Origin of the sequence: Streptomyces humidus, from assembly GCF_014649655.1 — a bacterium.
In the GTDB taxonomy this organism is placed as follows: Bacteria; Actinomycetota; Actinomycetes; order Streptomycetales; family Streptomycetaceae; genus Streptomyces; species Streptomyces humidus.
Genome location: NZ_BMTL01000009.1, coordinates 219,408 through 240,426, shown reverse-complemented (window position 1 = coordinate 240,426; position 21,019 = coordinate 219,408). Strand labels below are relative to the sequence as shown.

At 73.1% G+C, this 21,019-nt stretch carries 18 protein-coding genes; 9 read left to right on the top strand and 9 right to left on the bottom strand.

All coding sequences use genetic code 11. The features are described 5' to 3' along the window. Positions 1 to 4: 4 nt before the first annotated feature. Genes IE239_RS13310 through IE239_RS13300 form a run of 3 tightly spaced genes read right to left on the bottom strand, consistent with a single transcriptional unit; the run spans position 5 to position 3,731 of the window. Positions 5 to 1,720, bottom strand: a complete 1,716-nt coding sequence (locus IE239_RS13310; protein WP_190149471.1) for an L-aspartate oxidase — start codon at positions 1,718 to 1,720, stop codon at positions 5 to 7. Then, complete coding sequence (gene panC, locus IE239_RS13305; RefSeq protein ID WP_190149470.1) at positions 1,717 to 2,709, bottom strand: pantoate--beta-alanine ligase; 993 nt, start codon at positions 2,707 to 2,709, stop codon at positions 1,717 to 1,719. Before panC ends, IE239_RS13310 begins: the two co-directional genes overlap by 4 nt. Next, entirely contained in the window at positions 2,706 to 3,731 is a 1,026-nt protein-coding gene (locus tag IE239_RS13300) for a Rossmann-like and DUF2520 domain-containing protein (RefSeq protein WP_190149469.1), read from the bottom strand. The genes panC and IE239_RS13300 overlap by 4 nt, the downstream gene beginning before the upstream one ends. 437 nt (positions 3,732 to 4,168) lie before the next feature. Between IE239_RS13300 and IE239_RS13295 the strand changes: the two genes are divergently transcribed. Then, positions 4,169 to 5,275, top strand: coding sequence for a DUF5937 family protein (locus tag IE239_RS13295; RefSeq protein ID WP_190149468.1), 1,107 nt, complete (start codon positions 4,169 to 4,171; stop codon positions 5,273 to 5,275). 51 nt (positions 5,276 to 5,326) lie between these two features. Here the strand turns inward: IE239_RS13295 and IE239_RS13290 are convergent, their stop codons facing one another. The 3 genes from IE239_RS13290 to IE239_RS13280 all read right to left on the bottom strand — a co-directional run bounded on the left by IE239_RS13290 (position 5,327) and on the right by IE239_RS13280 (position 8,123). After that, positions 5,327 to 5,959, bottom strand: coding sequence for an AAA family ATPase (locus tag IE239_RS13290; protein WP_190149467.1), 633 nt, complete (start codon positions 5,957 to 5,959; stop codon positions 5,327 to 5,329). A 50-nt stretch (positions 5,960 to 6,009) separates the two neighbouring features. Continuing rightward, positions 6,010 to 6,678 carry a response regulator transcription factor gene (locus IE239_RS13285; RefSeq protein WP_190149466.1) on the bottom strand — a complete coding sequence of 223 codons (669 nt, stop codon included), beginning with the start codon at positions 6,676 to 6,678 and terminating at the stop codon, positions 6,010 to 6,012. A gap of 242 nt (positions 6,679 to 6,920) precedes the next feature. Then, entirely contained in the window at positions 6,921 to 8,123 is a 1,203-nt protein-coding gene (locus IE239_RS13280; protein WP_190149465.1) for a sensor histidine kinase, read from the bottom strand. Positions 8,124 to 8,260: 137 nt separating this feature from the next. Between IE239_RS13280 and IE239_RS13275 the strand changes: the two genes are divergently transcribed. Further along, positions 8,261 to 9,442 (top strand): SAM-dependent methyltransferase, encoded by a 1,182-nt coding sequence (locus IE239_RS13275; protein WP_229878066.1) that lies wholly within the window; start codon positions 8,261 to 8,263, stop codon positions 9,440 to 9,442. A 58-nt stretch (positions 9,443 to 9,500) separates the two neighbouring features. Here the strand turns inward: IE239_RS13275 and IE239_RS13270 are convergent, their stop codons facing one another. Continuing rightward, complete coding sequence (locus tag IE239_RS13270; RefSeq protein WP_190149464.1) at positions 9,501 to 10,652, bottom strand: NADH-quinone oxidoreductase subunit D; 1,152 nt, start codon at positions 10,650 to 10,652, stop codon at positions 9,501 to 9,503. 31 nt (positions 10,653 to 10,683) lie between these two features. On the opposite strand from IE239_RS13270, the gene IE239_RS13265 reads away from it, so the two are divergent. Next, on the top strand, positions 10,684 to 11,196 hold the full coding sequence (locus IE239_RS13265) for a PH domain-containing protein (protein ID WP_190149463.1): 513 nt from the start codon (positions 10,684 to 10,686) through the stop codon (positions 11,194 to 11,196). Positions 11,197 to 11,414: 218 nt separating this feature from the next. Next, positions 11,415 to 12,689 carry a PH domain-containing protein gene (locus IE239_RS13260; protein WP_190149517.1) on the top strand — a complete coding sequence of 425 codons (1,275 nt, stop codon included), beginning with the start codon at positions 11,415 to 11,417 and terminating at the stop codon, positions 12,687 to 12,689. Between the two features lie 103 nt (positions 12,690 to 12,792). On the opposite strand, the gene IE239_RS13255 is transcribed toward IE239_RS13260, so the two are convergent. After that, positions 12,793 to 14,436 (bottom strand): hypothetical protein, encoded by a 1,644-nt coding sequence (locus IE239_RS13255; protein ID WP_434095664.1) that lies wholly within the window; start codon positions 14,434 to 14,436, stop codon positions 12,793 to 12,795. A 418-nt stretch (positions 14,437 to 14,854) separates the two neighbouring features. Beyond that, a complete protein-coding gene (locus IE239_RS13250) occupies positions 14,855 to 15,982 on the bottom strand; it encodes an alpha/beta hydrolase (protein ID WP_190149461.1) in 1,128 nt (375 codons plus the stop codon). 236 nt (positions 15,983 to 16,218) lie between these two features. Between IE239_RS13250 and IE239_RS13245 the strand changes: the two genes are divergently transcribed. The 5 genes from IE239_RS13245 (at position 16,219) to folK (ending at position 21,017) form a co-directional block, all read left to right on the top strand. Next, positions 16,219 to 18,030, top strand: coding sequence for a phosphatidylglycerol lysyltransferase domain-containing protein (locus IE239_RS13245; RefSeq protein ID WP_190149515.1), 1,812 nt, complete (start codon positions 16,219 to 16,221; stop codon positions 18,028 to 18,030). 181 nt (positions 18,031 to 18,211) lie between these two features. Continuing rightward, positions 18,212 to 19,198: a dihydropteroate synthase gene (gene folP / locus IE239_RS13240; RefSeq protein WP_229878065.1), complete on the top strand. Its 987-nt coding sequence runs from the start codon at positions 18,212 to 18,214 to the stop codon at positions 19,196 to 19,198. Further along, a complete protein-coding gene (locus IE239_RS13235; RefSeq protein WP_190149460.1) occupies positions 19,195 to 19,761 on the top strand; it encodes a nuclear transport factor 2 family protein in 567 nt (188 codons plus the stop codon). The genes folP and IE239_RS13235 overlap by 4 nt, the downstream gene beginning before the upstream one ends. A gap of 288 nt (positions 19,762 to 20,049) precedes the next feature. Then, positions 20,050 to 20,409 carry a dihydroneopterin aldolase gene (gene folB / locus IE239_RS13230; protein ID WP_190149459.1) on the top strand — a complete coding sequence of 120 codons (360 nt, stop codon included), beginning with the start codon at positions 20,050 to 20,052 and terminating at the stop codon, positions 20,407 to 20,409. After that, positions 20,406 to 21,017, top strand: coding sequence for a 2-amino-4-hydroxy-6-hydroxymethyldihydropteridine diphosphokinase (gene folK / locus IE239_RS13225; RefSeq protein ID WP_190149458.1), 612 nt, complete (start codon positions 20,406 to 20,408; stop codon positions 21,015 to 21,017). The genes folB and folK overlap by 4 nt, the downstream gene beginning before the upstream one ends. The last annotated feature ends 2 nt before the right edge of the window (positions 21,018 to 21,019 follow it).

Below are 21,019 nucleotides of genomic sequence, written 5' to 3'. Positions count from 1 at the left end.
TCTGTCACTGCTCCTGGTGGTGCTGCCGGGTAGGGGGGAAGTCTGCGGTATCGGTGGTGTGTACGGCGAGCGTGCGGTCCGGATTCAGTCGTACGACGATGTGACGGCGCCAGTTCGCGTCGTCGCGGTCGGCGTGGTCCTCGCGCCAGTGGCAGCCCCGGGTCTCCTCGCGCTGCCGGGCGGCGGCGACCAGGACGCGCGCGACGCACAGGAGGTTGGTGGCCTCCCAGGTGTCGACGCCGGGCTCGGCCGTCTTGCCGTTCTCGTCGAGCGCCTCGCGGGCCTCGGAGTGCAGGCGCTGAAGCTGGTCGGCGGCCTTCTCCAGGGACCGGGCGGAGCGCAGGACGCCGGCGCCGTCGGTCATCACCCGCTGGATGGCGAACCGGGCCTCGGGGGCGAGGAGCGGGTGCGCCGGCCTTTCGGGGTGCTCGACGGGCGCGGGCACCCGCGTGTGGAGCGCGTCGCCCGCCCGGCTCGCGGCGATGTCGGTGACGATGCGCTCGGCGTAGACGAGGCCTTCGAGGAGGGAGTTCGACGCGAGCCGGTTCGCGCCGTGCACACCGGTGCAGGCGACCTCCCCGCACGCGTAGAGCCCGGGCACGGTCGTCCGGCCGTGCGAGTCGGTGCGCACGCCTCCGGACGCGTAGTGGGCGGCCGGGGCGACCGGGACGGGCTCGGTGACCGGGTCGATGCCGTGGGCGCGGCAGGCGGCGAGGATCGTCGGGAAGCGGTGCTCCCACATGGGGGCGCCGAAGTGCCGGGCGTCGAGGAACATGTGCTCGACGTCCTGCTCCTGCATGCGCCGCATGATGCCCTTGGCGACGATGTCCCGGGGCGCGAGTTCGGCGAGTTCGTGCTGTCCGACCATGAAGCGCGCGCCGTCCGCGTCGACCAGGTGGGCGCCTTCGCCGCGCACGGCCTCGGAGACGAGGGGCTGCTGGCCCTCCGCGTCCGCGCCGAGGAACAGCACGGTCGGGTGGAACTGGACGAACTCCAGGTCGGAGACCTCCGCGCCCGCGCGCAGGGCGAGCGCCACGCCGTCGCCGGTGGACACGGACGGGTTGGTGGTGGCGGAGAACACCTGGCCCATGCCGCCGGTCGCGAGGACGACCGCGGGGGCGTGCACGGCCCCCACGCCGTCGTGCTGGCCCTCGCCCATGACGTGCAGGGTCACGCCGGCGGTGCGGCCGTCCCCGTCCGTGAGGAGGTCCAGGACGAGCGCGTTCTCGACGGTGCGCATGCCCCGCGCGCGGACCGCCTCGACGAGTGCGCGGGAGATCTCCGCGCCGGTCGCGTCGCCGCCCGCGTGCGCGATGCGGCGACGGTGGTGACCGCCCTCGCGGGTGAGCTCCAGGCCGCCTTCCTCGGACTCGTCGAAGTGCGCACCGGTCGCGATCAGGCGGCGCACGGCGTCGGGGCCCTCGGTGACGAGGATGCGCACGGCCTCCTCGTCGCACAGGCCGGCGCCGGCCACCAGCGTGTCGTCCAGGTGCTGTTCGGGGGTGTCGCCCTCGCCCAGGGCCGCGGCTATGCCGCCCTGCGCCCAGCGCGTGGAGCCGTCGTCCAGGCGGGCCTTGGTGACGACGACCGTCTTCAGGCCGGCGGCATCGCAGCGCAGGGCCGCGGTCAGACCGGCCACGCCGGAGCCGACGACCACGACGTCCGCGTCGATGTTCCACCCGGGCGCGGGCGCGTGCAGTCGTATGCCTGTGCTGGTCACGAGGCGGCTCCGAAGGTGAGGGGAAGGTTGTCGATCAGCCGGGTCGTGCCGACCCGGGCGGCGACGGCGAGGACGGCCTCGCCGGTGAAGCCGTCCTCGATCTCGGTGAAGTCGGACGGGTCGACGAGAGCGAGGTAGTCCAGCTCCAGCGGCGGGACGAGGCGGGCCGCCTCGTCGAGGACCGTGCGGGCGGCCGCGCGCACGCCCGCGGGGTCGCCGGGAGCCGCCTTGGCGACGGCGTGCGCGTCGGCGGCCGCGCGGGACTCCCCGAGGGCGCTGAGCGCCTCGGCACGCGCCTGGGTGGCGGGCACCTCACGCGCGCGGGCCCGCAGGGCCTCCTGGGCGGCGTGCCGGTCCCGGCCGGCGAACAGTGCCCGGGAGAGCGCGAGGGCGGTGCGTCGTTCCTCGGCGGACAGGTAGCGGTTGCGGCTCGACAGAGCCAGCCCGTCCTCCTCGCGCACGGTCGGCACGGCGACGATCCGCACGCCGAAGTTCAGGTCCCGCACCATGCGGCGGATCAGGGCGAGCTGCTGGGCGTCCTTCTGCCCGTACAGGGCCGTGTCGGGCCGGGTGAGGTGCAGCAGCTTCGCGACGACGGTGAGCATGCCGTCGAAGTGCCCCGGGCGGGAGCTTCCCTCCAGGCGCTCGCCCATCGGGCCCGCGGTGATGCGGACCTGGGGCTCTCCGCCGGGGTAGACCTCGTTCACGGAGGGGGCGAACACGGCGTCCGCGCCCGCCTGCCCGGCGATCTCGAGGTCGGCGTCGAGGGTGCGCGGATAGCGGTCGAGGTCCTCGCCCCGGCCGAACTGAAGCGGGTTGACGAAGACCGTGACGACGACCTCGCCGTCCGGTCCGGCGAGCTCGCGCGCGGTGCGCACGAGGGTGGCGTGGCCCTCGTGCAGGGCGCCCATCGTCATCACCACGGCCCGGTGCCCGCCACGCGTGCGTGCGTGCAGTTCGTCGGCGGTGCGCAGCAGCGCGGTGGTCATCCGACGTCTCCTTCGGTGCCGTCCGTGCGGTCCGTGCGGTCCGTGCGGTCGGCGCGGTCGGCGCGGTCGGCGTCCGTGCCGGGGGCGCGGGAGGCGCCGGACGAGCCGGGGATGCCGTGGGCCTCGCCTGCGAGCACCCCGAGGAGGTCCTGAGCCAGTTCGGGCTTGAGCAGTCCGTGGGCGAGCGCGCGGTCGGCGGTCGCCCGGGCCATGGCCAGATAGCCCGCGACGGCCTGCGGGGCGTGCTCGCGCAGTTCCGCGACGTGTGCGGCGACCGTGCCGGCGTCCCCGCGCGCGACGGGGCCGGTGAGGGCGCCGTCGCCGGAGCGCAGCGCGTTGTCCAGGGCGGCGCCCAGGAGCGGGCCGAGCATCCGGTCGGGGGCCTCGACGCCGGCCGCGCGCAGCAGCTCCATGGACTGGGCGACCAGGGTGACCAGGTGGTTGGCGCCCAGGGCGAGAGCGGCGTGGTAGAGCGGGCGGCTCTCCTCCGCGATCCACTCCGGCTCGCCGCCCATCTCGATCACGAGCGCCTCCGCGGCCAGCCGCAGCTCCTCGCGCGCGGTGACGCCGAAGGAGCAGCCGGCCAGCCGCTGGACGTCCACGGCGGTGCCCGTGAAGGTCATCGCCGGGTGCAGGGCCAGCGGCAGCGCGCCGGCGCGCAGTGCGGGGTCGAGGACCTTCGCGCCGTAGCGCCCGGAGGTGTGCACGAGGAGCTGGCCCGGCCGTACCGCTCCCGTTTCGGCGAGCCCCTCCACGAGCCCGGGCAGGGCGTCGTCGGGGACGGTGAGCAGGACCAGGTCCGCCCGCTGGAGGACTTCGGCGGGCGGCATCAGGGGCACGTCGGGCAGCAGGAGCGCGGCTCGGCGCCTGGAGGCGTCGGAGACGCCCGACACGGCGACCGGCCGGTGCCCGGCGAGTTGGAGTGACGCGGCCAGGGCGGGCCCGACCCGGCCCGCGCCGACGACGCCGACGGCGAGCCGTGCGGGGCGGTCCCTGGGGTCTGGTTGTTGGGGTGTACTCACTCGACGGCGGCCTTCCGTTCCAGTCCGCTCCGGGTACCGGACGATTTCTCGTCATGTTAACGCGATCTGTTCCGGGAGAGCCCGGTTGTCCACAGGCTGTGGGTTTTCCCACCCGTCCCGCCCGCGGCCTCGGGCCGGTGCGGAGCGGCCCGGTGCGATGTGATGCGGTGCGGAGCGGTCCGGTGCGGTGCGCGGACCGGGACGCGGAAAGGGGCGGGCGAGGCAGGGACGGGTGCGGGACGCGGCCGCGACGGACGCGCTACCGACACGGCCGTGCCCGGCGACCGCCCCGTCCCACACACACGGCATGCCCCGCACGGCCCACGCCCCATGCCCCACGCGCCACACCCCACCCGTCCGTCGCGTCGTCTCGCGGCGGGCGACGGCTGCCTGCGATCGTGAGCGGCGTTGTCAGTGGCGGGGTGCACCATGTGGACATGAGCCTGAGCATCGACATCGCGGGGCTGCGGCCGGAGAGGGTCGCCGTCGTGCCCTCGCCCCTGGCCGAGCTCGGCATGGCGTTGCACGCGCTGTCCGAGCCGGGTCACCACCCCGGTCTGCAGGGCTGGGTCACCTCCGTCACCGCCCGGCTCGACTCGCACCTGGCCGACCGGATGTGCGAGGCCGACTTCCTGTGGCGGACGACGTTCTCGGACATCTTCCTGCCCTGCGCGGGCATCCCCGGCGGCAGCACGCTCCCCGGAGCCACGCTCGCCGAGGAGCTCGACCTGCTGGACAAGCTGACGGACGAACAGTTCGTCGACGCCGCGCTGGAGTTCACCTGCGCGCCCGGGTACGACCTGCCCGCCCCGGCTCTGCTCTCCCACCCGGAGCTGTGCCGCCGCGCCCTCGACCTGGCCGCCACGCGCGGGCCTCGGCAGGTGCGGTTCACCCGTCGGCTGCTGGAGGAACCGCCACGCGTGCGGGGCTGGCTGCGGCAGTTCCTGGAGGACTGCGACGAGGCGTTCTTCGCCGACGTCTGGGCCCGGGTGCGCCTTCCGCTCGCCGCCGACGCCCGCCACAAGACGGACCTGCTGCGCCACAGGGGCCTGGCGGAGACGCTCGCCTCGGTGTCCTCGGCCGTGACCCTCGACGAGAGCGGCACGCGGATCAGCGTGGACAAACTGGTCCAGGGCCGCAGCTCCACCGGCGACGGCGGTCTGCTGCTCGTGCCGACGAGTCTGGGCTGGCCGCATCTCATGGTGCTGCACCGGTACGGCTGGCAGCCGGTGCTGCACTATCCGGTGGGCTCTCCCGAGCTGGCCTCGCCCCCGTCGGTGGAACAGCTGACCCTGCGGATGACGGCGTTGTCCCACCCCGTGCGGATGCGGATCTGCCGACTGCTGGCCCGCAGCGCGTACACCACGACCGAGCTGGCCCAGGTGCACGGCAGGACGGCTCCCGAGATATCCCGGCACCTCGCCGTCCTGAAGAAGGCCGGCCTGGTCACCACGCGCCGGCGCGGCCGGTACGTGCTGCACCAGCTCGACGTGACGGTGGTGGCCCGCTTGGGCAGCGACTTCCTGGAAGGGATACTCCGCTGAGGCTCGGCCGCAGGGTCGCAGTCGCCGCGAAGGCGGCCGCCTCCCGGAAGGTCAGTCGAACCGGATGTGCCGCGCGCTCACCCCGGCCTGTCGCAGCCGTGTCCGCAGCGCGCCCCCGGTGTGGGGGCTGAGCGTCAGCCCGGCCAGGACGGCGATGCGGTCGGCCGTCCTCGGCACGCTCGTGCGGTCCGTCCACAGATGCTCGGCGAACTCCGGCTCCCGCAGCCGCTCCAGGCAGTCGTCGAGCCGCTGGAGGGCCCAGGTCTCCCGGCGCAGGCCCGCGTTCCTGCCCACGACGAACCCGAGGAGGCGCCCGAAACCGCGTTCCCGCAGCCGCTTCAGGACCGTCTCCCGTTCGGCGAGGAGCGTGAAGTGGCGCACGTCGTGGCCGAGTTCGCGCAGCCGGCCGACGGTCTCGTCGAAGTACCGGGGATCTGTGACGGTCATGGGGGCGATGATCACGCCGTCGTGCGCGCCGAGGGCCAGGTCGAGGACCTCGACGACGCCCTGCCGCCACGACACGAGGTCCTGGAAGTCCCCGCGCAGCCCGGACGGCAGCATCCGGCGCAGCCCGAACCCGGCGTGCTCGGGGTCGCAGACGACGCTGCCCGGCAGCCGGCGTCGTATCTCGTGTGCGGTCTGTGTCTTGCCGCCCCCGAAGGGGCCGTTGATCCACAGGAGCATGCGCAGACCCTAGTGGCAGGCGCCGCAGCGGACGGCCCGTTCACGCCGGTTCACAGACCGCCCGCGCGGACGAGTCCCGTCTCGTACGCGAGGACCACGACCTGGACCCGGTCGCGCAGCCCCAGCTTGGTCAGGATGCGCCCCACATGGGTCTTGACGGTGGCCTCGGACAGCACCAGCCGGGCCGCGATCTCCCCGTTGGACAGCCCCTGGGCGACCAGCACCATGACCTCGCGTTCGCGCTCCGTCAGCCGTTCCAGCTCCTTGTGCCGGGGCTCACCGCCGGTGCTCGGCAGCATCGGCGCGAACCGGTCCAGCAGACGGCGGGTGGTGGACGGGGCGACCACCGCGTCGCCGCTGTGCACGGAGCGGATGGCGGTGAGGAGCTCGCCCGGCGGCACGTCCTTGAGCATGAACCCGGAGGCGCCCGCCTTCAGCCCGGAGAACGCGTACTCGTCGAGGTCGAAGGTGGTCAGGATCAGCACCTTCGGCGCGTCGGGCTCCGCGCAGATGCGCCGGGTGGCCTCCACGCCGTCCAGCTTCGGCATGCGGACGTCCATCAGCACGACGTCGACCGCCGTGGAGCGCACCACCTGCAGGGCCTCGACGCCGTCGCCCGCCTCGGCCACGACCTCCATGTCCGGCTGGGCGGCGAGCACCATCCGGAACCCGGTGCGCAACAGCACCTGGTCGTCGACGAGCATCACGCGGATCGTCATCGAGTCCTCTTCCGTTTCCTTCTGATTCCGCCGAGTGATTCCGGCGGGCGGTTCTGGCGGTTCCTGAGATTCTGGCGGTTCCTGCGGTTCTGGCGGTTCTGGCGGTTCCGTGATCCGGTCGGCCGGTCGGCCGGTCGGCCGGGCCACGCGGACCGGTTCAGGACGGTTCGGCTGGTTCAGGCTGTTTCGTGGTGGGCGGCACAGGGGGCGTGACAGGTGTCAACTGGGGGTGTGTGTGGGCGTCAATGCGCCGGTTTGAGCGGGAGCAGAGCGCTGATGCGGAATCCTCCGCCCGGCCGTGGGCCCGCGTCCAGGGTGCCGCCCACCATGCCGACTCGCTCGCGCATGCCGATCAGGCCGTGGCCCGCGCCGTCGGCGCCGCCCTCCTCGTACAGCTCGTGGGGGGCGCCCTTGCCGTCGTCCTCGACCAGCAGGCCGAGACCGTCGTCGAAGTAGACCAGCCGCACGCTCGCGCCGGCGTTCGGTCCGCCGTGCTTACGGGTGTTCGTCAGCGCCTCCTGCACGATGCGGTAGGCCGTCAGCTCGACGCCGCTGGGCAGCGGCCGAGCGGTGCCCTCGACCTTGAAGTCCACCGGCAGGCCCGAGCCGCGGCACTGCTCGACGAGGTCCTCGATCTGCTCGACGTCCGGCTGCGGCACGTACTCACCGCCCTCCTGGTGCTCGCCGGTGCGCAGCACGCCCAGCAGGCGCCGCATCTCGGCCAGCGCCTGGCGGCCGGTGGAGGAGATCGTCTCCAGCGCCTTCTTCGCCTGGTCGGGCGCGGCGTCGAGGACATAGGCGGCGCCGTCGGCCTGCACCACCATCACCGACACGTTGTGCGCGACGACGTCGTGCAGCTCGCGTGCGATCCGGGCGCGCTCGGCGGCGACCGCGACCTTCGACTGCGCCTCGCGCTCCTTCTCCAGGCGCGCCGTGCGCTCCTCCAGCTGGGCGAAATAGGCGCGACGGGTCCGCATCGAGTCGCCGAGCACCCAGGCCAGGACGAACGGCACCGTCTGGAAGACGATGACCGCCGCCTGGCCGGGCACGCTCGCGTTCTCGTGCGGCCAGCGCAGCTGCGCCATGGTGGCCGCACTCAACGCCATGACCAGGGCGAGGCGCGAGGCCCAGCGGACGCCGGTCGCGGCAACCGTGTAGACGATCACCAGGAGGGCGAAGTCGGCTGCCGTGACCCCGACGTTCAGCACCAGCTGCGCCGCTCCGAGCGCGACGGCGAGCACGAGCATCTGTTCGGGCATGCGCCGACGCAACGCGATGACCAGGCACAGCAGGAAGACCACCGGCACCAGCAGCGCCATGGAGTCGGTGCCGCCCCGGTCCTGCCCGGCGGTTCCGGCAGCGGCGGAGATCCCGAACAGGACGAGGGCCCAGAAGCCGTCGACCCCGGTCGGGTGTCTGCTGAGGAAGTCATAGAGGCGCTGCACGTGACCCAGCGTAGGGATGCCCGATGCGTGCAGGGTCAACCGGAGGGCCGATCCGGTCCGGGCCGGTGTACTCCGCAAGGTGGATGCCGTGATCACCTGTACGCCTAGTCTGACCGGATGGTCGTCGACAAGGGGCGGTGGACGAAGTGACCGATTCGGGCCGGTGGCGCGGCTGGCGAGCGGCCATGCAGGACGCCCTGTACGGCCCGGACGCCCCGTACGGCCCGGAGTACGGCCAGGACGCTCCGGGCGTCCCGGGCTCCCCGGGCTCCCCGGACGCTCAGGCGGCCGCGGACGCGACGGGCAGCCGCCGCACCCGCGCTCCGGGCGGCTTCTACCGGCGGCCCGAGGGTCCGGCAGGGCACTTCCGTACGTCCGTGCACGCGTCGCCGCTCTTCGCCGAGGCCGTGGCCCGGCTGCTCTGCCGGGTCGACGAGGCGCTGGGCCGGCCTGCGTCGCTCGACTTCGTCGACATGGCCGCAGGGCGGGGCGAACTGGTCACAGGAGTGCTGGCGGCGCTCCCCGCCGACGTGGCCGCCCGCACACGCGCGTGTGCCGTCGAGATCGCCGACCGCCCCGAGGGCCTCGCCTCACGGATCGAGTGGCTGACCGAGCCGCCTCCGGAGTTCACCGGGCTGCTCTTCGCCAACGAATGGCTGGACAACGTCCCCCTCGACGTCGTCGAGGTCGACTCCGCGGGCGTGCCGCGCATGGTGCTCGTCCGTGACGACGGAGCGGAGCGGCTCGGGGATCCGGTCCACGGCGCGCTGGCGGGGTGGCTCGCGCGGTGGTGGCCGCTGGCGGGCGGGGAGGGGCTGCGGGCGGAGATCGGGCTCCCCCGGGACGCGGCATGGGCGTCCGCGGCGGCGTGCGTCGTACGCGGGCTGGCGATGGCCGTGGACTACGCGCACACCGCCGACGCGCGTCCCCCGTTCGGAACGCTCACCGGTTTCCGGGAGGGACGGGAGACGGCGCCCGTTCCGGACGGTTCCTGCGACCTCACGGCCCACGTCGCCCTGGACGCGTGCGCGGAGGCGACGACGGGGGAGGCGACGACGGGAGGGCCGTCCGCAGCGTCCCGCGCGCGTCTGCTCAGCCAGCGAGCCGCGTTGCACGCCCTGGGCGTCACCGGGGCGCGGCCCCCGCTCACGCTCGCGTCCACGGACCCCCCGGCGTATCTGCGCGCCCTGGCGAGCGCCACGCAGGCCTCGGAGCTGACCGCGCGAGGCGGAATGGGCGACTTCGGATGGCTGCTCCAGCCGGTGGGAATCGCGGACCCGCTCGGCGCGGAAGACGGCCGTCCGGCACCCGCGGGGTGACCGCCCGCGGGGTGACCGCCCGCCTGGCCGCTCGCCGGGTGACCGCCCGCCGGGGGGCCTACTTGTCGATGTCCCCCACCACGAAGAACATCGACCCCAGGATCGCCACCATGTCGGCGACCAGGGTGCCCGGCAGCAGCTCGGTGAGCGCCTGGATGTTGTTGTACGACGCCGAGCGCAGCTTCAGCCGGTACGGGGTCTTCTCACCCTTGCTGACGAGGTAGTAGCCGTTGATGCCGAGAGGGTTCTCGGTCCACGCGTACGTGTGCCCCTCGGGCGCCTTGAGAACCTTCGGGAGCCGCTGGTTGATCGGTCCGGGCGGCAGGTCGGCGAGACGGTCCAGACAGGCGTCCGCGAGGTCGAGCGCGTTGTGCGTCTGCTCCAGCAGACACTCGAAGCGCGCGAGGCAGTCGCCCTCGGTCCGGGTCACCACCTTCAGCGTGTCCTGCAGCAGCCCGTACGCCAGATACGGCTCGTCCCGGCGCAGGTCGAAGTCGACGCCCGAGCCGCGCGCGATCGGACCGCTCACGCCGTACGCGTGCACGTGCTCCGGCGCGAGGACGCCCACGTCACGGGTGCGCCCGCGGAAGATCTCGTTGCCGAGCACCAGGTCGTCGTACACGTCCATCCGGGAGCGCACGGCGGCGACGGCCTCCCGCGCGCGGGACGTCCAGCCGGCCGGCAGGTCCTCCTTGAGGCCGCCGACGCGGTTGAACATGTAGTGCATGCGCCCGCCGGAGACCTCCTCCATGACGTTCTGCAGCACCTCGCGCTCGCGGAAGGCGTAGAAGACCGGCGTGATGCCGCCCAGCTCCAGCGGATAGGAGCCGAGGAACATCAGGTGGTTGAGCACCCGGTTCAGCTCGGCGAGCAGCGTGCGCGTCCACACGGCCCGCTCGGGGACCTCCATGCCGAGCATCCGCTCCACCGCGAGGACCACGCCCAGCTCGTTCGAGAACGCCGACAGCCAGTCGTGGCGGTTGGCCAGCATCACGATCTGGCGGTAGTCGCGCGCCTCGAACAGCTTCTCCGCGCCGCGGTGCATGTAGCCGATCACCGGCTCCGCATGCCGGATGCGCTCGCCGTCCAGCACGAGCCGCAGCCGCAGCACACCGTGCGTGGACGGATGCTGGGGGCCGATGTTCAGCACCATGTCGGTGCTCTCGGCGGCACCGCCGATCCCGACCGTGGTCTCCGTCGTAGGAGTCATGGCGACAGTCTCCCCTACGTACGCTGACCCCATGGAGACGGGGAGCCCGGTTGACCCGGGGGGCGCGGAGACGGCGGCGGTCGCACCGGTGTGGAGCGGGCTGCCGCCGGGCCTGCTGCGGATGCGGCGGCTGTTGCTGGTGGTGTGGCTGGGACTGGCGGCCGTCGGAGCGGGCCTGCTGCCGGGGCTGATCGCCGGGCCCGCCTGGGCGGCGTTCGCGCTGCTGCCCCTGACGGGCGTCGCGTGGGGCTGGGTGCTGCTCGGCCGCAACTGGCGCTCCTGGCGGTACGCCGAGCGGGCCGACGACCTGCTGATCAGCCGCGGGGTCCTGTGGCGCGAGGAGACCGTGGTGCCGTACGGGCGCATGCAGCTCGTCGAGGTCACCTCCGGTCCTGTCGAGCGGTACTTCGGGCTGGCCAGCGTCCAGCTGCACACCGCGGCCGCCGCGACCGACGCGACCATCCCGGGCCTGGCCCCGGCCGAGGCGGAACGGCTCCGGGACCGCCTCACGGCCCTCGGCGAGGCCCGATCGGCGGGACTGTGAAGACCCCCGACGTCGACAACGGCATACCGGACGGGCCGGGCGGCGGCCCGGACGGCCCCCGAATACCGGACGGCCCCGACGTACGGGACGGGCTCGACGTACGGAACGGGCTCGACGTACGGAACGGGCTCGACGCACCGGGCGGCCCCGGCAAGCCGGACGCGTCCGGTGCGGCGGCAGGGGACGCTCGCCCGCAGCGGGCCGTCCTCGAGCGGCGGCTGCATCCCGTCACGCCGTTCCGGCGGGCCTGGGCGCCCATCGCGGTCCTCGTCGGCTGGGCGGTGCACGACCCGAACCAGGCGCAGGAGCAGCTGACCCGGCTGACCACGACCACCCTGCTGATCGCGCTCGCAGTCCTCGTCCCCGCAGCCTCCCTGTACGGCTTCCTGACCTGGTGGTTCACCCACTTCGCGGTGACGGACAGCGAGCTGCGCATCCGCACCGGGCTGCTGTTCCGGCGCGCCGCGCACATCCGGCTGGAACGCATCCAGGCGATCGACGTCAGTCAGCCGCTGCTGGCCCGGATCGCGGGCGTCGCGAAGCTCCGGCTCGACGTCGTCGGCGCCGAGAAGAAGGACGAACTGGCCTTCCTGGGCGAGGAGGAGGCCCGCGCGCTGCGGGCGGAACTGCTCGCGCGGGCGGCCGGATTCGCACCGGAGACGGCGCACGAAGTGGGCGAGGCGCCCGCGCGCGAGCTCTTGCGCGTGCCGCCGCGCAAGCTCGCGGTCGCACTGGTGCTGACCGGCGCGACCTGGGGAGCGCTGGCCGCCGCACTGGTCGTGCCGCCGGTTCTGTGGCTGGCCACCCACAGCGTGTGGACGGTCCTGGCGACCGGCGTGCCGCTGCTCGGCGCGGCGGGCGCGACCAGCGCGGGCCGGTTCGTCGGCGAGTACGACTGGACGGTGGGCGAGTCGCCGGACGGCCTGCGCATCGATCGCGGCCTCCTGGACCGCACGCACGAGACGGTGCCGCCCGGGCGGGTGCAGACCGTGCGCATGGTCCAGCCGCTGCTGTGGCGGCGGCTCGGGTGGGTGCGCGTCGAACTGGACGTGGCCGGCTCGGCCAACTCCGTTCTCGTGCCGGTCGCTCCGCGCGAAGCCGCGGAAGCCGTCGTCGCGCGCGTGCTGCCCGGGGTGAGCGTCCCGGCCGCGGACTCGTTCTCGCGCCCGCCGCGACGAGCCGGGCGGTGCGTACCGGTGTGGTGGCGGGGTTACGGAATCGCCGTCACCGACGCGGTGTTCGCCACCCGGCACGGACTGCTGCGCCGGAGACTGACGCTCGTACCGCACGCCAAGGTCCAGAGCGCACGGTTGACGCAAGGGCCCTGGCAGCGCCTCTGGCGGCTCGCGGACGTCCACGTGGACACGGGGGCGAACAAGACCGTCACAGCCCGTCTGCGGGACGCACAGCAGGCAGCGGAGCTGCTCGGGAGCCAGGCCGAACGATCACGGACCGGGCGCCTGGACGCCCGGCCCGACCGGTGGATGGCTTAGACAGCGCGACACGCACCGAACACGCGAAACACGCCGACACACGCTGGTGCCACGGAACACGCGGGTGCCACGGAAGACGGAGAAGATCGGAACGGACGGGCGGTCAGGAGACGGCGCTGCGCAGCCCCTGGAGGTCGATGTGCTCCGTCTCGTCGTGCGCGGTCAGGTCGATCACCTGGCCCACTCCGCGCGCCGCCTCGTCCGCCGGCTTGAACCCCGCCTCGGACTCGGCCTTGTGCAGCGCGAGGGCCTCCTGGCCGACGACGTCGGCGAGGTCCTCGTTCTGCACCGCCTCCAGCGCGTCGGGCTCCGTCTCGCTCTTCGTGCCGAAGAAGTCGAAGCCGCCCTCGGCGGTCGGCCGCCGTACCGGCTCGGCGGCCGGGACGACGGCCACGGCGGTCGGCACGGCGAAGTGCCCGGAGGGGCGCTGGACGGGAGCGGCGGGACGCCGGACGACCGCACCCGCCTCGGCGGCGGCAGCGGGCTCGGCGAGGGGGGCGGCGGCCCCACGGCCGGGGCCCGGGCCGGGATCCGGATCGGGGTCGAGGTCAGGGTCGGGGCCGCGGTCGAGGGGCGTCTCGGAACGCGTGGTCCGCGCGCCGTCCGCCGGAGCATCCGTCGCCTCTGCCGGAACGGCGGCACGACCCGACTCGTCCAGGGCGGCCTCGTCGTCCGCCGAGGTGTCGTCCGCGGCGTTCTCGTCCGTGGCGTTCTCGTCCGACGAGGCCCCTCGTGCCTCATCCATGTGGGGGACGGCTGGAGCGACGTGCCCCGGAATCGCTCCGTCGTCGGGAAGCGCGCTCGCCGAAGTGGCGTCCCTGGAAGTCGCTTCCGACGCAGACGCTTCCCTCGAAGGTGCGTGGTCGGTGGACGCGTCGTTCGAAGGCCCCTCGTCCGGCTTCTCACCGTCGGGGGTCTCGTCGTCCTCGACAGCCTTGCGGGGGGCGGTCGCGCGCGTGTGCTCGTCGACCGCCTCGGGCTTCCCCTGCGCCTCGTCCTCCGGCGCGGCCTCCGCGGAGGTCTGCCGTGCGGGCCCCTCGTCGGCAGGGTTGTCCGTGAGCCCCTCCGAAAGGTCCCCGGTGAGGTCCCCGGTGAGCCGCTCATCCGACGCCTTGACGCTGTCGGCATCGAGCCGCGCGAGGGCCTCCTGCGCACGCAGGAACAGCTTGGACCCCTCTGGTGAGAACACCGCCGGCGTCTTCGCCTTCTCCCCGCCGGGTGCGGAGGACTCGACGGCCTCGCCCGATGCGCCGGAGCCGGAGGCCTCGGAGGTCTCGGCCCCCTCGGACGTACCAGACGTACCAGATGTCCCAGACGTCCCGGACATACCAGCCGTATCGGCTGCATCGGCTGCACGGGCCGGGTCGGTGGGCTTCGCGTCCTGCGCCTCGCGCGCGGCGGGCAGCGCGGGCGCCGGAGCCGCCTCGATCTCCAGCAGGCGACGGCCTTCCAGGGCGCTGGCGCGCTCGGTCTCCGCGGTGGCGTAGCGCCGCAGCAGCGCGGCGTGCTCGTTGCGCAGTCCGGCCAGTTCGGCCCGCTTGGCCCGCAGCCGCTGCTCCAGCTTGACCCGGAGCTCACGCGATTCCTCGAGGTCGCTCTCCAGCTCGGCGACGCGTTCCTCGAAGCGCCACTCGTCGCCGGCACGCGCGCGCGTGAGGTCGGCGACCTGCTTGCCGGCCTGCACGTCCCAATGACGCATCACGACCGCGCCGACGATCGCCGTCGCCGCGGCGGCCGCGGCCAGCACACGGAGCGCCGTCGGCTCCGTGAAAACCCAGGGACCCAGGGCGCAGACAAGGGAGACGCCTGCGATCGCCGAGGGGGGCAGCAGCCTGTGCAAAGGAGGGGAATGGCGGTGACGTCCTCGTGGCATGGCCAGAAACTTACCGCGCGTAGGCGATTGTTGGTGCCCCGCCCCACAAAAACACAGCCATAACGAAGCCTTCACACCGCATCAGGAATCAGGGCCGTCGCCGAATTCGACAAGGGGCAAGATCATTTCTGCTCCGGAGAGGCGCCCCGGGACGTCCGTCGCCTCCGTGCCGGGCAGCGGCCGCACCCGCCCGGCACGTAGGCCGCCCCCGGCCCGCCGTCACCTCGCACCCGAGCCCGCCTCCGCCTCAACACCGCCTCCGACCCGCACCCGCACCCGCACCCGCACCCGGTCAACGGTCGCTCAGCCGGCCGCTGATCCACTGCAGCGTCGGCGGAATCTCCCGTCGCCAGGTGTTGAAGTTGTGCCCGCCGCTTTCCAGGATGATCGACGAGACCTTGGTCCTGTCCGTGGCCTTCGCCAGCTCTATGAACTTCTGTGTGGCCTTGTAGTTCGATTCTCCGGCCCTGCTGCTGGTGACCAGCAGAGAGGCGGCGGGAGCGGAACGATTCTTCAGGAACCAGAGCAGATCCGCCTCATTGCGCAGGGTCTTGTTACCGTGGAAGAGGTCTCCGGTGGTCGGGTCGATCGGCGCCTTGTAGTACGCCGACAGGCCCGCTGCCGCCGCATAGGCCTCGGGGTGGTGCATCGCCAGTTTCAGCGCGCAGTACCCGCCCGTGGAGTCCCCGATGATGCCCCAATTGCTCGCCTTCTTGCCCACCCTGTAGTGGGCCGCCACGGCCTCGCGCAGATCCTTCGCGAAGAACGTCTCGGTCTGCGGACCGCCCGGGATGTCCACGCACTCCGTGTCCCTGGGCGGCGCCACCGTGGGACGCATCATCACGAGGATCATGGGCTGCATGCTCCCGTCCCTGGCCAGCTGCCGCGCGGTGCGCGGGTAGTGCAGCTTGTCCACGAGCGCCTCTGCCGTGCCGGGGTACCCCGTGAGGACCACGGCCGCGGGGAACGTCCGCGTGCGATAGGCCGGCTCGAAGTACTCCGGCGGCAGGTACACGTACGCGGGCGTGGTGATGTGCGTCGTCCGCCCGTTGACGGCGACCTTCTGGACCTGCCCGCCGGACCGCGGCCGGCCGTTGCCCCCGCCGTCCACCCGCCGCGTGTCGACCACCCGCAGCGGTCCCGCCGAGCCGCCGCCCGACGAGTGGTCGACGACCACCCCCTGCTCCGTCTCCTGACCGAACAGGTCCGCCCAGCTGGCGTAGAACCCGAACGCCTGGTTGGCGGAGAGCCCAATCGACGCGAAGAGCGCCAACTGGGTGGCGAGCAGCAGTCCGACCCGCCCGCCGACGGCCCGCCAGTTCCGCTCGGCCAGCCTCGGCCACAGCCAGACCGTGCCGACGAACAGCAGTAAGGCGAACAGCACTGACAGCAGCAGCACTTTGTTGCTCGTGAGACCCATGAGGTGGATTCCTGCCTGCTCTCCGTCCGGGATCGCACCCGCTCCCCCCGACTTCTTCGCGAGGACTTGTCCCGGATTTTGCTTCGCTTTTTCAGTGCCTTTGGCGAGATGAGTGAACCTCTCTGCCCAAGACACCGTCCTAGAGGGCGCAATGTCGCCGGATGCCCGAATCGGCACCGGGTCCAAGGTCTCTCGCGGAACTATGGGATGCGATGTCTGTCACGGAAGATGCGGAAATGTCGGGCGGGGTTCCGCGCCGAGCGAGCCGGGTGCGGCGGATAGTGCGAGGTCCGCGCCCTGAGGCCGTTCCCGCCCTCGTCGCGAGGGCCTGTGCCCTCGTGGGCCTGCTGGACGTCGCCGGTGGCGTCTTCCCGCGGTTCCGGCACAGTCGTATGCACACCTTCGCCGAGGTGCTTCCGGGCTCCTTCGGGCCGTTCGCGGCCGCGCTGTCGCTCAGTGCCGGTGTCCTGCTGCTGTTGCTGGCCCACGGCCTCAGGCGCGGCAAGCGGCGCGCGTGGCGGGCCGCGGTGGTGCTGCTGCCGGCCGGCGCGGTGGCCCAGTTCGTGTACCGCCACTCGATCGTGGGCGCGCTCATCTCGGTGGCGCTCCTGGCGCCGCTCCTGGTGCACCGCGACCAGTTCGCGGCGCTGCCCGACCCGCGCAGCCGCTGGCGCGCGCTCGCCAACTTCGTCCTCATGGGCGCCGGTTCCCTCGGTCTGGGGCTGGTCATCGTCAGCGTCCACCCCAACCGCATGATCGGCGACCCGAGCCTGGCCGATCGGCTCGCGCACGTCCTGTACGGCCTCTTCGGCTTCGAGGGCCCGGTCGACTACCAGGGCAACACCTCCTGGACCGTCGGCGCCTCCCTGGGCGCCCTGGGCCTGCTCACGGCGGTCACCACGATCTATCTCGCGTTCCGCCCGGAGCACCCGGCCGCCCGCCTCACCGAGGAGGACGAGACCCGACTGCGCGCCCTGCTGGCCAAGCACGGCCGCCGCGACTCCCTCGGTCACTTCGCGCTGCGCCGCGACAAGGCCGTCGTCTTCTCCCCCAGCGGCAAGGCGGCCGTCACCTACCGCGTGGTCTCCGGCGTGATGCTCGCCAGCGGCGACCCCATCGGCGACGTCGAGGCCTGGCCCGGCGCCATCGAGCGCTTCATGGACGAGGCAAAGGCCCACTCCTGGACCCCGGCCGTCATGGGCTGCTCGGAGACCGGCGGCGAGGTCTGGACCCGGGAGACCGGCCTGGACGCCCTCGAACTGGGCGACGAGGCGGTGGTGGACGTGGCGGATTTCTCCCTGGCCGGCCGCGCGATGCGCAACGTGCGCCAAATGGTCAAGCGCATCGAACGCGCCGGTTACGAAACCCGGGTCCGGCGCGTGGGTGACCTCGGCGAGGCCGAACTGGAGCGCGTCCAGCGCGCCGCGGAGGACTGGCGGGGCACCGACACCGAGCGCGGCTTCTCCATGGCCCTGGGCCGTATCGGCGACGCCGCCGACGCCGACTGCCTGATCGCCACCGCCCACAAGGCCGACGAGGTCCCCGGCGAGTACGGCGACCTGAAGGCGATCCTGCACTTCGTGCCCTGGGGCCCCGACGGCGCCTCGCTGGACCTGATGCGCCGCGACCGCTCGGCCGACCCCGGCATGAACGAACTGCTGATCGTCGCCGCCCTCCAGGCCGCACCGAAGTTCGGCATCACCCGCGTGTCGCTGAACTTCGCCATGTTCCGCGCGGCCCTGGCCCGCGGCGAGAAGATCGGCGCCGGCCCCGTCCTGCGCGCCTGGCGCGGCCTGCTGGTCTTCCTCTCCCGCTGGTTCCAGATCGAGTCCCTGTACAAGTTCAACGCCAAGTTCCAGCCGCGCTGGGAGCCCCGCTTCGTGGTCTACCGCGCCTCCGGCGACCTTCCCCGCATCGGCTTCGCCGCCATGCAGGCCGAAGGCTTCGTCAACCTGGCCCTGCCCCTGCCGCGCTTCCTGCGCCGTCGCTCCGCACCGGCACGCGCGTGTGCGCACACGGTGGCGGACAGGGACGTACGGGCCGCATAGCCCCGCAGCCACGCCGGGTCCGCCTCCGAGCGGACCCGGACCGCCGACCGGACCCGGGTCGCCGACAGCGGCCGGGGCAACGGCCCCGCGTCCCGGTTCCGAGGCCCGGCCCCGCGGGTTCGGGTTCGGCCGGGCCGGGCCGGACCACGGCACGGCTCCCTCCTGGGCCTACGCTGAACGCATGAGCAAGCAGAGCGGACGCGGGCGCGTCGTCGGACTTCCCGAATGGGACCGCTGTGCGGTCATGGGAGTCGTCAACGTGACCCCCGACTCCTTCTCCGACGGCGGCCGCTGGTTCGACACGACGGCCGCCGTCAAACACGGTCTGCACCTCGTCGCCGAGGGCGCGGACCTGGTCGACGTCGGCGGCGAGTCCACCCGGCCGGGCGCCACCCGCGTCGACGAGGCCGAGGAGCTCCGCCGGGTCGTCCCCGTGGTCCGGGGCCTGGCCTCCGAAGGCGTCGTCGTCTCCGTCGACACCATGCGCGCCAGCGTCGCCGCCCAGGCCCTCGCGGCCGGCGCCGCACTCGTGAACGACGTCAGCGGCGGCCTGGCGGACCCCGCGATGATCCCGACCGTGGCCGACGCGGGCGCCCCCTTCGTCGTCATGCACTGGCGGGGCTTCCTCGAGGGAGGCAACGTCAAGGGCGTCTACGCCGACGTCGTCGCAGAAGTCGTGGACGAGCTCCACGCGCGCGTGGACGCGGTGCTGGCGGGCGGCGTCGCCCCCGACCGCATCGTCGTCGACCCGGGCCTCGGCTTCTCCAAGGAGGCCGACCACGACCTGCTGCTGCTCGCCCACCTCGACCGGCTGCACGCCCTCGGGCACCCGCTGCTGGTCGCCGCCTCCCGCAAACGGTTCCTCGGCCGCGTCCTGGCCGGCCCGCAGGGCTCTCCGCCGCCCGCGCGCGAGCGGGACGCCGCCACAGCAGCCGTCTCGGCCCTCGCGGCCCAGGCCGGCGCCTGGGCGGTCCGGGTGCACGAGGTCCGCGCGACGGCGGACGCGGTGCGGGTCGCACGAGCCGTGGAGGGGGCGCGCGAGGAGAAGGACGCGCCGGGCGCAGGCGCACCGCACCGGGCGCGGACGGCGGCGCATTCACCCGGCGCGGGAAGCACGGCCGAAGCGCGGACCGAGTCCGGCGCCCGCCGCGCGGGGGAAGCCCGGTGAGCGCCCCCCACACGGACGTCGAGCAGGTCGAAGCCGCCAACGCCGCCTTCTACGAGGCACTCGAACAAGGCGACTTCGCAGGCGTCTCCTCCCTCTGGCTCGCCCCCGCCGACCTCGGCGTGGACGAGACGTACCACGACCCCGCCGACGTCGGCGTCGTCTCGTGCGTGCACCCCGGCTGGCCGGTGCTCACCGGCCGGGGCGAGGTCCTCAGGTCCTACGCGCTGATCATGGCGAACACCGACTACATCCAGTTCTTCCTCACCGACGTGCACGTCTCCGTCACCGGCGACACCGCTCTGGTGACCTGCACCGAGAACATCCTCAGCGGTGGTCCCCCGCCCGAGGACGGCGAGGAACTGGGTCCGCTCGTCGGCCAGTTGGTGGTCGCCACCAACGTGTTCCGCCGCACCTCCGACGGCTGGAAGCTGTGGTCGCACCACGCCTCTCCGGTCCTGGCCGAGAGCGACGACTCCGACGACTCCGAGCTCCCGGAGACCCCTGGGGGACCTGCGGGCCCCGAAGACCTCGAGGGCCCCGGGAACGACGACACCTCTTCCTGAGCGGACGGACGGGCCGCAACGGGGCAGCAGGCCCTCCGGTCGCCTCGAGTCGACCGGAGGGACGAAGAAGTGGTTGGAATCACGAGCCCACGGGTAGGGGCGGCTACCAACCCGTGAGCCACCGGGTTCTCCAAGGGAAACGCCCGGTGAAAACTCACGGCTCGGGTCCGGGCCACCGCGGCCGGGGCCCGGGACTGTCAGTGCTCGCAGGTAGATTCGTTCGAGGCCGGGCCGCCGCCCGCACCCGGTACGCACCGGCCCCAACCGACGATTGCAGGAGTGATTCGCGTGGATCGTGTCGCGCTGCGCGGCCTGAAGGCCCGCGGGTACCACGGCGTGTTCCCCAAGGAACGCGAGGAGGGCCAGACCTTCATCGTGGACCTCTCCCTGGGCCTGGACACCCGACCGGCCGCCGCCGACGACGACCTGGCGAAGACCGTGCACTACGGCATCGTGGCGGAGGAGGTCGTGGCCGTCGTCCAGGGCGAGGCCGTCGACCTCGTCGAGACGCTCGCCGAGCGCATCGCCCAGGCCTGCCTGAAGCACGAGGGAGTCCAGGAGGTCGAGGTCTGCGTCCACAAACCGGACGCGCCGATCACCGTCCCCTTCGACGACGTGACCGTCACCATCACCCGGAGCCGAGCATGACCGCGTTCTTCACCGAGGGCCAGAGCGACCCGACCGTACAGCCGGTACCCGCCTCCGTCGTCGAGAAGGTCGACGCCGCCGACACCACCCTGCACAACCCCAAACGGGCCGTGATCTCGCTCGGCTCCAACCTGGGCAACCGCCTGGAGACGCTCCAGGGGGCCATCGACGCCCTGGAGGACACCCCCGGCGTCCGCGTCAAGGCCGTCTCCCCCGTCTACGAGACGGAGCCGTGGGGCGTCGACCCCGGCAGCCAGCCGTCGTACTTCAACGCGGTGGTCCTGCTGAAGACGACCCTCCCGCCGTCGTCCCTCCTGGAGCGCGCCCATGCGGTCGAGGAGGCCTTCCACCGGGTACGGGACGAGCGCTGGGGCGCGCGCACGCTGGACGTCGACATCGTCGCGTACGCCGACGTGGTCGACGACGACCCGCGCCTCACCCTCCCGCACCCCCGTGCGCACCAGCGCGCCTTCGTGCTGGCCCCCTGGCACGACGTGGAGCCCGAGGCCCGGTTGCCCGGCCGCGGCACCGTCGCCGATCTCCTCGGCGCCCTCCCCCGCGAAGGCGTCGAAGCCCGCAAGGACCTGGAACTCCACCTGCCCGACTAGTC